Origin of the sequence: Pseudomonas tensinigenes, assembly GCF_014268445.2 — a bacterium.
Classification (GTDB): Bacteria; Pseudomonadota; Gammaproteobacteria; order Pseudomonadales; family Pseudomonadaceae; genus Aquipseudomonas; species Aquipseudomonas tensinigenes.
The window spans coordinates 3520108-3531711 of sequence record NZ_CP077089.1 but is presented as its reverse complement, the minus strand read 5'-3'; the positions used below and the strand labels follow the sequence as shown (position 1 = coordinate 3531711).

Annotated in this window: 10 protein-coding genes; 5 read left to right on the top strand and 5 right to left on the bottom strand. The window is 58.1% G+C overall.

Going from position 1 to position 11604, the window contains the following annotated elements; translation table 11 throughout:
* Positions 1 to 4: 4 nt before the first annotated feature.
* Together HU718_RS15505 and HU718_RS15500 are read right to left on the bottom strand one after the other, a co-directional pair.
* The gene (locus HU718_RS15505) at positions 5 to 781 is read right to left on the bottom strand and encodes an SDR family NAD(P)-dependent oxidoreductase (RefSeq protein ID WP_186615257.1); all 777 of its coding nucleotides are present in this window, start codon (positions 779 to 781) and stop codon (positions 5 to 7) included.
* A gap of 254 nt (positions 782 to 1035) precedes the next feature.
* A complete protein-coding gene (locus tag HU718_RS15500; protein ID WP_095048962.1) occupies positions 1036 to 1974 on the bottom strand; it encodes a LysR family transcriptional regulator in 939 nt (312 codons plus the stop codon).
* A 121-nt stretch (positions 1975 to 2095) separates the two neighbouring features.
* On the opposite strand from HU718_RS15500, the gene HU718_RS15495 reads away from it, so the two are divergent.
* On the top strand, positions 2096 to 3022 hold the full coding sequence (locus HU718_RS15495; protein WP_186615099.1) for an alpha/beta hydrolase: 927 nt from the start codon (positions 2096 to 2098) through the stop codon (positions 3020 to 3022).
* Between the two features lie 168 nt (positions 3023 to 3190).
* Here the strand turns inward: HU718_RS15495 and HU718_RS15490 are convergent, their stop codons facing one another.
* Positions 3191 to 3847, bottom strand: a complete 657-nt coding sequence (locus tag HU718_RS15490; RefSeq protein WP_186615101.1) for a dTMP kinase — start codon at positions 3845 to 3847, stop codon at positions 3191 to 3193.
* Between the two features lie 57 nt (positions 3848 to 3904).
* On the bottom strand, positions 3905 to 5086 hold the full coding sequence (locus tag HU718_RS15485) for a XylR family transcriptional regulator (RefSeq protein ID WP_186615103.1): 1182 nt from the start codon (positions 5084 to 5086) through the stop codon (positions 3905 to 3907).
* Positions 5087 to 5261: 175 nt separating this feature from the next.
* On the opposite strand from HU718_RS15485, the gene xylA reads away from it, so the two are divergent.
* From xylA to HU718_RS15465, 4 genes are all read left to right on the top strand, one after another.
* Positions 5262 to 6578 (top strand): xylose isomerase, encoded by a 1317-nt coding sequence (xylA, locus tag HU718_RS15480; RefSeq protein WP_186615105.1) that lies wholly within the window; start codon positions 5262 to 5264, stop codon positions 6576 to 6578.
* A gap of 149 nt (positions 6579 to 6727) precedes the next feature.
* A complete protein-coding gene (gene xylF / locus HU718_RS15475; protein ID WP_102899781.1) occupies positions 6728 to 7729 on the top strand; it encodes a D-xylose ABC transporter substrate-binding protein in 1002 nt (333 codons plus the stop codon).
* A gap of 166 nt (positions 7730 to 7895) precedes the next feature.
* Positions 7896 to 9452 (top strand): D-xylose ABC transporter ATP-binding protein, encoded by a 1557-nt coding sequence (gene xylG, locus HU718_RS15470; RefSeq protein WP_186615107.1) that lies wholly within the window; start codon positions 7896 to 7898, stop codon positions 9450 to 9452.
* Complete coding sequence (locus tag HU718_RS15465) at positions 9453 to 10589, top strand: sugar ABC transporter permease (protein WP_110718360.1); 1137 nt, start codon at positions 9453 to 9455, stop codon at positions 10587 to 10589.
* Positions 10590 to 10599: 10 nt separating this feature from the next.
* Here the strand turns inward: HU718_RS15465 and HU718_RS15460 are convergent, their stop codons facing one another.
* Complete coding sequence (locus tag HU718_RS15460; RefSeq protein WP_150706709.1) at positions 10600 to 11523, bottom strand: LysR family transcriptional regulator; 924 nt, start codon at positions 11521 to 11523, stop codon at positions 10600 to 10602.
* Positions 11524 to 11604 lie beyond the last annotated feature (81 nt).

Here is an 11604-nt window from a genome sequence, read left to right as displayed (position 1 = left end):
TGTCTTAACCCGCTTTGTTCTCAACAAGGCAATTGCCTCCATCCACCACGAGCAATTCCCCTGTGATGTAACTCGCTTCAGGTGAAGCCAGGAATACAACGGCTGCGGCCACTTCGTCTGGTCGCCCCGCTCTCCCGAGAGGCGTAGAACGTGCGGCTTTGACTTCATCAGGCGTGCTCGACCCTGTAGCGATCCAACCAGGGGCAACTGAATTCACAGTGATACCTTGATGAGCAACCTCAAGGGCTAGACTCATGTTCATTCCAACCATTCCCGCCTTTGCAGCACTGTAAGCAGCCTCCCCTGGATTACTCGCCCGTGTGCCGGTAGTTGAGCTGATGTTCACTATGCGGCCATAGCCTCTCGCTCGCATCCCGGGCAACACCCCTTGGGTTAACAGAAACGCAGTTGTCAGATTTCTAGCGATGGAAAGATTCCAGCTTTCGAGGCTCGTACTCGTGAATTCGGAGAACTGTTCTGGACTCCCTTGCATCGCCATACCGGCATTATTTACAAGAATATCGATGCGGCCCCAGACGGCCTCAGCCCAAGCGACGAATTCACTCACCTGAGTTTCCTGAGTCAAGTCGACCGGTCGACCCACTGCTTCGAAGCCGGCGCCACGTAACTCCGCAACCCGCTCATTGATGCGGGCGCTGCTTGCCGTGACGATCAACTTGGCTCCTTGAGCGCCAAGGCGACGGGCAATGGCCATACCGATTCCAAGCTCACTGCCCGCGCCACTCACAAGTGCCACTTGATCTGCCCAAGTTGAATTCATCATCGTTGCCTCTGTTGAAGGTTTGCAGCGCGACCGAATCGTCGATATTTCGACAATGCATGGATCAGGAAAGAGTCGTCGCAGGGAATTCTTGCCCCTCTAATTTCTCCATAACCAGACCAATGAAAGCAGATACAGCTAGCGGTAGGTGTTGCCGGAAACGCTATATCGATGCGATCAGTCATCAAATCGGCGCGTGAGTCGCTTAGCACGAAGTCGACTTGTAAATTGCAATTACGCACCTCGCTCACTGATCAACCTGAATGAGCGCCTTCCCCTAGGTGATGCTCCCATGGTGGGCATGGTGACCAAGCCTCCACGAGCTTATCGATGAAGAGTCGAATTTTTGGAGAGAGGTGCCGCTTGCTAGGGTAGATCACCCGAATAGGCTCTGCGGCCTCTGCATACCCAGCGAGCAATTGAACAAGCTTGCCGCTCCTCAAATCGTCGTTCACCACGTAGGAAGGAAGAGTCGCGATGCCCAGGCCAGCTACAGCTGACTGGTGTAATGACTCAGCACTGTCCATCTGTAGCCTTCCACCATGAGTAACGGACACAGAGCTACCATTCACGCGAAAATTCCAAGGAAGCAATCTCCCACCGCTCACGAAATGCAGGCACTGGTGCTCGGATAAATCCTCCGGCGTTTTAGGCTCGGCATGCTCAGCCAAATATTTGGGGGAAGCGCAGGTAATCATTTGTTGGTAGGCCACAGTGCGCGTTAACAACCGAGAATCTTCCTTCGGTGGCCCGATGCGCATGGCCAAATCAAATCCCTCATCGATCAGATCGACCAGCCTGTCAGAAAAGGTGATATCCACGCTCAGGGAGGGCCAATCTTTAAGACAGCACTCAATGTGCTGAAGGACATGAAGTCTGCCCAGCGCAACCGGCAGACTCATCCGCAGTCGCCCACTGGGTGTCGAACGACGAAACGCAAGGGCATCCTCCACGTCGTCCAGATCCTGAAGAACGCCCACACAGCGCTCATACAGAACCTGGCCGTCATCCGTCATGCTTAAACTTCGCGTAGTGCGATTCAGTAAACGTACCTGTAAACGAGCCTCAAGCCTGACTATCGACTTCCCCACTGCAGAGCGCGTAAGGCCAAGCTGTTTTGCCGCCGCAGTGAAGCTTCCAGCGTTTACCGAGCTCACAAACGCGGCAATGTCATTCAGGTTATGGAGTTCCATACGGCCTCGGTGGTCTCAACGTTCGGGCGGCTTAGCACCTGTTATGGGGAACCCTATTCCCCAATACTAAGCATAGTATCTCAATTAGCTAATCCACTCCCAACGATCAATTGAGGTCATTATGAACACTAAAGTCCAAGCAGCCGTCCAAACCTGGGCCAATAGCCTTAGCGATCTGGTACCCGTTCTTAAGGGAATCGATACCACCACAAAAATGAGCGACATCCGCGACTCTTACGCAAAAATGCTCGCGCAAAATCCAGCGCCAGCTGGCGTTAAATTCGAAGCAGTCGACATGGGTGGCGTACCCGGCACACTGGTTACTCCGGACGAGATCAAAACCGACGCGGTCGTGATGTACATCCACGGCGGCGCCTACATTGTAGGACGTCCAGACGGCTACCACGGTATCGGCGGCAACTACGCGAAGATGCTCGGTGCTCGTGTGTACATGCCGGACTATCGCCTTGCCCCTGAGCACAAGTTCCCAGCATCTATTGACGACACATTGCGCGCTTACGAATGGTTGCTTGAGCAGAAAATCCCGGCTAACAAAATTGCGATCTCTGGCGAGTCGGCTGGCGGCGCAATGGTTGTCAGCGTCATGGTCGCGGCTAAATCGAAGGGGCTTCCATTGCCTGCGGTTGGCTCCTCCATCTCACCATGGGCGAACCTTGAACACACCGGTGCTTCCATGAGCAACCGCGAAGGTCTGGATCCTCTGAACTCCAAGCCTGTCTTGGACATCCTCGCCAGAGCATTCCTAGGCGACACATTGGCTAATCATCCTCTGGCCTCACCTGTGTTCGCGGACGTCACCGGTCTTCCACCAATCTTGGTGCAGATCGGCGAGAACGAGCTGATGTTGAGTGATGCAATGCGCCTTGCAACTCACCTGGCTGATAACCGAGTTCGCGTGAACCTGGAAGTATGGCCTGCGATGTTCCACGCCTGGCACTTCTACGCCACCATGCTGCCAGAAGGTCAGCAGGCTATGGAAAGTTCCGTTCGCTTCATCGAGGCTGGCTTGGCCAACGCTAACCGCTAAAACGCAGAACAACCGCGATGGCTTTGTGGCTGTCGCGGTTTTGCTCATCCTGTTTCTATAAAACCTTCATCAGGCTATTCAGAGAGCCTGAGCAAACGCCCTGCCCAACCCCAGAAAATCTAACCAAACGGCCTTCCTGGCAGGGCCGTGTCCACTGAACTTCAAGGTCTACGCGATACCCTGAGCGCCAAGACTGGCATCCACTTCGACGTTCAACCCAAGCACCTCATGGATCCGAGAAGCCACCAGCATCGTCGCCTCCTCAACCGTTCCTTCATTACGGCACAACATCCAACCGTGATCCTTGACCGCTTGCTCGAACATTTCCGTACACGCCACATGCTCTGCGTGCTTCTGGATCACAGTGCCGCCCAGTCCTCGTGATCGGTTGGCAGCTCTGGCCCATGAAATATCCGGATCTGTGACGACGCCGACATGCAGATCTGGCACCTGCACGTCTCGCTCGATATTCAATTGAAGAATCTCGGCAAACGGGATGGTTTGGCGAAACGCGGCATCCGATGGATACCAGCGCTCGATCAAGATGATGCTGTCCAGCGGCTGTTTCGTCAGAACGTTCTGGGAGATCCAGCGACGGCTATCCGCAAGGCGCTGACACACAGCCCAATCCAGATCCCGGCAAGGATTTCTCGCCAGAGTGTTGACCAAGGCCATGGTTTCCCCCCTGAACGGATCGCTTTTTCTCTTGCAAAGCCGGATGACTTTCTGGTTGCCCGCCCTCAGTACTTGCGTAACGGCCTCCAACAGTGTGGTTTTGCCGGTACCTTTGGGCCCATCCAGAGAAACGAACAGCGGACGATTCATTGTTCACGCAACAATCAAGACATTGATGCCCACTCTAACCTCATTTCCGCCATTCCATCAGCGCATCCCTGCCCCTTGCTGATACTCCCGCGGCGTACAACCAAACTCCCGGCGAAACACCGTGTGCAGATACTGCGCAGATTTAAAGCCACAACTGCGCGCAACGTCAGCAATCACCGAGTCGGTAATTGTCAGGCCCTTGGTCGCCGCTGCCAGTTTGAAACGCAGAATCTCGTCATGCACGCTACAACCACGCTCAGCACGAAAATGCGCTTCAAGTGATGAACGCGACACACCGACATAAGCTGCCACCTGCGCCGTTTTAATGCCTTGGCAAGCGTATTGGCGGATGAACAGCAGCGCTTGCATGACGTAAGGATTGCCCAATGGCTGGTGCAAACTCGACACCTGCACGTTGACCGCATCAGGAGGAATCAGAATCTGCGTGCCGGTCGACGGCATGCCGTGCAGCATCTGGTGGAGTAATTGCGCGGCGGTACGGCCCATGGTTTCCGTGCCCTGAATAACCGAGCTCAGCGGCACTCGAGTCAGGCTGCGGGTCAGCGGGTCGTTGTCGATGCCAATCAGTGCCACCTGCTCCGGCACGGCAATGCCGGCGGTCAGGCAGGCTTGCAGTAACTGGCGCGCGCGGGCGTCGCTGACGGCGATGATGCCGATGGGTTTGGGCAGGCTTTGCAGCCAGGCGATCAGTTGTTCGACGGCGCTGTCCCAGAGCGGCGCGCTGGTGCCCATGCCGCGATAGATTTCGCCGTGCAGGCCGTCGCGTTTCATTAGTTTGCGAAAGGCTTTTTCCCGCTCCTGTGCCCAACGATTGGCTTGCGCTTCCGGCAGGCTGAAGCAGGCAAAGCGCTGCAGTCCCGCCTCGATCAAGTGCGTATAGGCCAGCGTCATCAGCGCGTTGTTATCGGTGGCGACGTAGGGAATCGCTTTCGGATATGCCCGCTTGTCCTCGTACGAGCCCCCTACCGCTACCACTGGCATCTGGATATCGGCCAGCGCCTCGCCAATCAGCGGATCGTCGAAGTCGGCAATGATCCCGTCACCCTGCCAGCGCTCGATGCCTTTCAAGCGACAGAGAAAATCCTCTTCCAGGAACAAGTCCCAGGAGGCGCGGGTGCTGCTCAGGTAGTTGCCGATGCCGCTGATGATGCCGCGGTCGTAGATCTTGCTGCCGTTGAACAACAGGGCGATGCGGTGAACAGGCGGTACGGTTTTCATTGTTTTTATGCTTGTCCGGGGCCTCTTGTCACGGAGGCGATTGGCACAGACTAGGCGCCTGGCCGAAGAAGCTCAATACGCAAAATCGCACCCCGTGTTGATGTTTTTCATAATCAGCGGGCACAGGGCCGTTGCTAGTATCGAGACACCGCCAAGAACAACAAGGACAAGGTCCATGCAGTATTTCCCCGATGTCGATGCGATTCGCTACGAAGGCCCAGACAGCGATTCTCCCCTCTCCTTTCGTCACTACGACGCCGACAAACTCATCCTCGGCAAACCCATGCGCGAACACCTGCGCATGGCCGCCTGTTACTGGCACACGTTCGTCTGGCCGGGTTCCGATGTGTTCGGTGCGGGGACGTTCAAGCGCCCTTGGCAACACGCCGGCGACCCGATGGAAATGGCCATCGGCAAAGCCGCCGCCGCTTTCGAATTCTTCTCCAAACTGGGCATCGACTATTACTGCTTCCATGACACCGATGTCGCCCCCGAAGGCAGCTCTCTGAAGGAGTACCGCAACCACTTCGCACAAATGGTTGATCACCTCGAGCAACACCAGGAAGCCAGCGGCATCAAGCTGCTGTGGGGCACCGCCAATTGCTTCAGCAACCCGCGTTTCGCTGCCGGCGCCGCGAGCAATCCCGATCCCGAAGTGTTCGCCTGCGCCGCTGCCCAGGTGTTCAGCGCCATGAACGCGACCCATCGCCTGAAAGGCGCCAACTACGTGTTATGGGGCGGTCGCGAAGGCTACGAAACCCTGCTCAACACGGACTTGAAACGTGAGCGCGAACAGCTCGGCCGCTTCATGCGCATGGTGGTCGAGCACAAGCACAAGATCGGTTTTACCGGTGACCTGCTTATCGAACCGAAACCGCAGGAGCCGACCAAGCACCAATACGATTACGACAGCGCCACCGTATTCGGCTTTCTCCAGCAGTTCGGGCTGGAACACGAAATCAAAGTCAACATCGAGGCCAACCACGCGACGCTGGCTGGGCACAGCTTCCATCACGAGATTGCCACGGCCGTCTCGCTGGGGATTTTCGGCAGCATCGACGCCAACCGTGGCGATCCGCAAAACGGCTGGGACACCGATCAGTTCCCCAACAGCGTCGAAGAAATGACCCTGGCCACCTATGAAATTCTCAAGGCCGGCGGCTTCAAGAATGGCGGCTTCAACTTCGATTCCAAGGTGCGCCGGCAAAGCCTTGATCAGATTGATCTGTTCCATGGCCACGTCGGCGCGATGGATGTTCTTGCCCTGTCGCTGGAGCGCGCAGCGGCCATGGTGCAGAACGACGAACTGCAACGGCTCAAGGATCAACGCTACGCCGGCTGGCAGCAGCCGTTCGGGCAAGCGGTGATGGCCGGCGACTTCAACCTTGAATCGTTGGCCGAGCACGCCTTCACCAACGAGTTGAACCCGCAAGCCGTCAGCGGCCGCCAAGAAATGCTCGAGAACATCGTCAACCGCTTTATCTATCGCTGATCACACTGGGAGTCTGCGGGCGCATCCACGCGGTGACATTTCTACGACAAATCTGTGCCTGCGGCGTCTGCGGATTCTCTACAGTTTTACCAGCCCGATACTCATCGTCAGGCCGTGTCTTTCCAACAACAATAAAAGGACGCCCCACTATGAAGAACGTAAAACGCACGCTATTGGCCACTGCCCTGGCGCTGCTGTCACTGCCGGTGATGGCTGATGCTGCCCACCCGAAAATCGGTTTCTCCATTGATGACCTGCGCCTGGAACGCTGGTCGCGTGACCGTGACTACTTCGTCGCGGCGGCCGAAAAAATGGACGCCAAGGTCTTCGTGCAGTCGGCCGATGCCAACGAACAGAAGCAGATTTCCCAGATCGAAAACCTCATCTCCCGGGGCGTCGATGTCATCGTCATCGTCCCGTTCAACGCCACGGTGCTGACCAACGCGGTGGCCGAAGCGAAGAAAGCCGGGATCAAAGTCGTCTCCTACGATCGGCTGATCCTCAACGCCGATGTCGACGCCTACATTTCCTTCGATAACGAAAAAGTCGGCGAAATGCAGGCCAGCGGTGTGCTGAAAGCGGCGCCCAAGGGTAATTACTTTTTGCTCGGTGGTGCGCCCACCGACAACAACGCCAAAATCCTCCGCGAAGGCCAGATGAAAGTGCTGCAACCGGCCATCGACAAGGGCGATATCAAGATCGTCGGCCAACAGTGGGTGAAGGAATGGAACCCGACCGAAGCGCTGAGCATTGTTGAAAACGCCCTGACCCGTAACGACAACAAAATCGACGGCATCGTCGCCTCCAACGACGCCACGGCAGGCGGAGCGATTCAGGCACTGGCGGCACAGCAACTGGCCGGAAAAGTGCCGATTTCCGGGCAGGACGCTGACCTTGCCGCGGTCAAACGCGTGATCGCTGGCACGCAAACCATGACCGTGTACAAACCGCTGAAACTCATCGCCAGCGAAGCCGCCAAGCTCTCGGTACAACTGGCGCGCAACGAAAAACCCGCCTTCAGCTCGCAGTACGACAACGGCAGCAAAAAGGTCGACACCATCCTGCTCACGCCAACCCCGCTGACCAAGGACAACATCGACCTGCTCGAACAGGACGGCTTCTACACCAAGGCGCAAATTGCCGGGAAGTGATCACATCACAAATCTCCGGTGATACGAAAACCCTTGTGGGAGCGAGCTTGCTCGCGAATGCGCTGTGTCAGTCAACGAAGCATTGTCTGAACTGACGCTTTCGCGAGCAGGCTCGCTCCCACACAGGTTCAGTGGTGTGTGAGTCTTTGATATACGAGCCCTGTCCATGTCCGACTATCTGCTGCAAATGAACGGCATCGTCAAAACCTTCGGCGGTGTCAAAGCGCTCAACGGCATCGACATCAAGGTCAGACCCGGCGAGTGCGTTGGCCTGTGCGGCGAGAATGGCGCCGGCAAATCCACGCTGATGAAAATCCTTTCGGCGGTCTACCCCCACGGCACCTGGGACGGTGAAATCCTCTGGGACGGGCAACCGCTCAGGGCGCAGTCGATCAGCGAAACGGAAGCCGCCGGCATCGTCATCATTCACCAGGAACTGACGCTGGTGCCTGACCTGTCGGTGGCCGAAAACATTTTCATGGGCCATGAATTGACGCTGCCCGGCGGACGCATGAATTATCCGGCGATGATCCACCGCGCCGAAGCCCTGATGCGCGAATTGAAAGTCCCCGACATGAACGTTTCGCTGCCGGTTTCGCAGTACGGCGGCGGCTATCAGCAACTGGTGGAAATCGCCAAAGCCCTGAACAAGAAAGCCCGGCTGCTGATCCTCGACGAGCCCTCCTCGGCCTTGAGCCGTTCGGAAATCGAGGTGTTGCTGGACATCATCCGCGACCTCAAAGCCAAAGGCGTGGCCTGCGTCTACATCTCGCACAAACTCGATGAAGTGGCCGCCGTGTGCGACACCATTTCGGTGATCCGCGACGGCAAACACATCGCCACCACCGCCATGGCCGACATGGACATTGCGCAGATCATCACGCAGATGGTCGGGCGGGAGATGAGCAACCTCTATCCCACCGAGCCGCACGACGTCGGCGAAGTGATTTTCGAGGCCCGGCACATCACCTGCTACGACGTCGACAATCCCAAGCGCAAACGGGTCGACGATATTTCCTTCGTCCTCAAGCGCGGGGAAATCCTTGGCATTGCCGGGCTGGTCGGTGCTGGCCGTACCGAACTGGTGACCGCGCTGTTTGGCGCTTACCCCGGCCGCTACGAAGGCGAAGTGTGGCTCGACGGGCAAGCCATCGACACCCGCACGCCGCTCAAATCCATCCGCGCCGGCTTGTGCCTGGTGCCGGAAGACCGCAAGCGCCAAGGCATCATTCCAGACCTGGGCGTCGGCCAGAACATCACCCTCGCCGTGCTGGACAACTACTCGAAACTGACCCGCATCGATGCCGAAGCTGAACTGGGCTCCATCGATCGGGAAATCTCGCGCCTGCACCTCAAGACCGCCAGCCCTCTTCTGCCGATCACCAGCCTGTCGGGCGGCAATCAACAAAAAGCCGTGCTGGCGAAGATGCTGCTGGCCAAACCCCGGGTGCTGATTCTCGATGAGCCGACCCGAGGCGTGGACGTCGGCGCCAAATACGAAATCTACAAGTTGATGGGTGCGCTGGCCGCAGCAGGTGTGTCGATCATCATGGTCTCGTCGGAACTGGCCGAAGTGCTCGGCGTTTCCGACCGCGTGCTGGTGATCGGCGAAGGTCAGTTACGCGGCGACTTCGTCAACCATGAATTGACGCAGGAACAAGTGCTCGCCGCCGCACTCAGCCAGCCTGGCAGCCATAACAATAATGATCGGAAATCCGCGTAAATGAATCAGGTCAAACAACTGTTCACTCGCTACAAAATGCTCGCGCTGGTGTTTGCCGTGGTGCTGATCTGGCTGTTCTTCAGCTGGCAGACCGAGGGCGGTTTTCTGACCCCGCGCAACCTGTCCAATCTGCTGCGGCAGATGTCGATTACCGGGATTCTTGCCTGCGGCATGGTGCTGGTGATCATCAGCGGCGAGATCGATTTATCGGTCGGTTCATTGCTCGGCCTGCTCGGTGGCCTCGCGGCGATTCTCGATGTGGTCTACCACATTCCGCTGCTGGCGAACCTGAGTCTGGTCGCCTTATGCGGCCTGATGATCGGCCTCGCCAACGGCTACATGACGGCTTACCTGCGCATCCCATCATTCATTGTCGGTCTGGGCGGCATGCTGGCTTTTCGCGGGATTCTGCTGGGGATTACCGGCGGCACGACCATCGCGCCGGTATCGCCGGAGCTGGTCTACATCGGCCAGGGTTACCTGCCCCACGCGATCGGCACTGGCCTCGGCGTTTTGCTGTTTGCGCTGACAGTGTTTCTGACTTGGAAACAACGGCGTAATCGCGCTCTTCACGGCCTCGCGGCGCATTCGTTGGTGCGTGATGTCATCCGCGTGTTGGTGATCGGCGCCGTGCTCGCCGGCTTCGTGCAGACGCTGAACAGTTACGACGGCATTCCCGTGCCGGTCTTGTTGCTGCTGATTCTGCTCGGCGTGTTCAGCTACGTGACCAGTCAGACTGTGTTCGGCCGGCGCGTTTATGCCGTCGGAAGCAACATGGAAGCGACGCGCCTGTCCGGGATCAATGTGCAGGCGGTGAAGCTGTGGATCTTCGGGATCATGGGCGTGATGTGCGCCCTCGCCGGTGTGGTCAATACCGCGCGCCTCGCCGCCGGTTCGCCTTCGGCCGGCAGCATGGGCGAACTCGACGCCATCGCCGCGTGCTTTATCGGCGGCACCTCCATGCGCGGCGGTTCCGGCACGGTGTACGGCGCCCTCCTCGGCGCGCTGGTCATCACCAGCCTGGACAACGGCATGTCCATGCTCGACGTCGACAGTTACTGGCAGATGATCGTCAAGGGCAGCATTCTGGTGTTGGCGGTTTGGGTGGACGTGAGTACGCGAACCGGGCGCCGTTGAGCCGCAGGGATTACGCTGCGGGCGTGGTCGCGGGCGCCGGGCCGAGAATTTCCATCAGGAAATCGATAAACACATTGATCCGGCTGGAGCCACGGTGATTGGGTAAATACAACGCGTTGATGCAGGTGCTGGCACTGCCGGGATTTACCTCGTACTGTTCAAGCAAGCGGGTCAGCCGGCCGGCTGCGACGTCGTCGCGGACCAGCCAGTCAGCCAACAGCGTCACCCCGCCGCCGCCGATGGCGGCTTCGCGCAGAATGTCGGCGTTGTTGCTTTGCAGGCGCCCGTGGACGTTGAGCTGAATGGGCGCGTCTTCATTCTGAAAGGTCCAGTGCTGGTGGGTGCCGCCGTAATCGAAACGCAGGCACTGATGCTCCAGCAAATCCCGTGGATGACCAAGCGCCGCGCTACGCGCCAGATACGCCGGACTGGCCACCACCCAGCGTTCAAACTGCCCCACGCGTTTGCTGACGATATCGTCACTGACCACCGACGATCCCAGCCGTACCGAAACGTCGATCTGCTCGCTGAGCAGGTCGCTGACCTGATCGCTCAGCGACAGACTGATCTCCAGGCCCGGATGCCGTTCAAGCAAACGGCTCAGGTGCGGCGCGATCAGGCGTCGGCCGAACTCCACCGGCACGCTGATGCGCAGACGGCCTTGCGCTTCGGCGCCACGATCGGCGACGACAGCATCGGCTTCGTCGATCGCGTCGAGAATCGCCACGGCTTTTTCGAAATAAGTCTGGCCGGCAACGGTCACGCTGGTGTTGCGCGTGGTGCGATTGAGCAGGCTCGCGCCCAACTCGTGTTCCAGCCCGGCCACTTGCCGTGTCACTGACGACGTGGATATCCCGAGTTTGCGCGCTGCCGAGGAATAGCCCCCGCAGCGCACGGTTTCCACAAACATCTTCAGTGCCAGCAACTTGTCCATAAGCGGGGTCCGGTCGAGAGGGAACGCGGATGATTGTGCATCACTGTTCGCCCTTCGTCTTGTGCCGCCGTGCTCGCCCGC

Coding starts and splice junctions, on each gene's coding strand:
- HU718_RS15505 (WP_186615257.1), bottom strand. CDS start 781: ATGAATTCAACTTGGGCAGATCAAGTGGCACTTGTGAGTGGCGCGGGC.
- HU718_RS15500 (WP_095048962.1), bottom strand. CDS start 1,974: ATGGAACTCCATAACCTGAATGACATTGCCGCGTTTGTGAGCTCGGTA.
- HU718_RS15495 (WP_186615099.1), top strand. CDS start 2,096: ATGAACACTAAAGTCCAAGCAGCCGTCCAAACCTGGGCCAATAGCCTT.
- HU718_RS15490 (WP_186615101.1), bottom strand. CDS start 3,847: ATGAATCGTCCGCTGTTCGTTTCTCTGGATGGGCCCAAAGGTACCGGC.
- HU718_RS15485 (WP_186615103.1), bottom strand. CDS start 5,086: ATGAAAACCGTACCGCCTGTTCACCGCATCGCCCTGTTGTTCAACGGC.
- xylA (WP_186615105.1), top strand. CDS start 5,262: ATGCAGTATTTCCCCGATGTCGATGCGATTCGCTACGAAGGCCCAGAC.
- xylF (WP_102899781.1), top strand. CDS start 6,728: ATGAAGAACGTAAAACGCACGCTATTGGCCACTGCCCTGGCGCTGCTG.
- xylG (WP_186615107.1), top strand. CDS start 7,896: ATGTCCGACTATCTGCTGCAAATGAACGGCATCGTCAAAACCTTCGGC.
- HU718_RS15465 (WP_110718360.1), top strand. CDS start 9,453: ATGAATCAGGTCAAACAACTGTTCACTCGCTACAAAATGCTCGCGCTG.
- HU718_RS15460 (WP_150706709.1), bottom strand. CDS start 11,523: ATGGACAAGTTGCTGGCACTGAAGATGTTTGTGGAAACCGTGCGCTGC.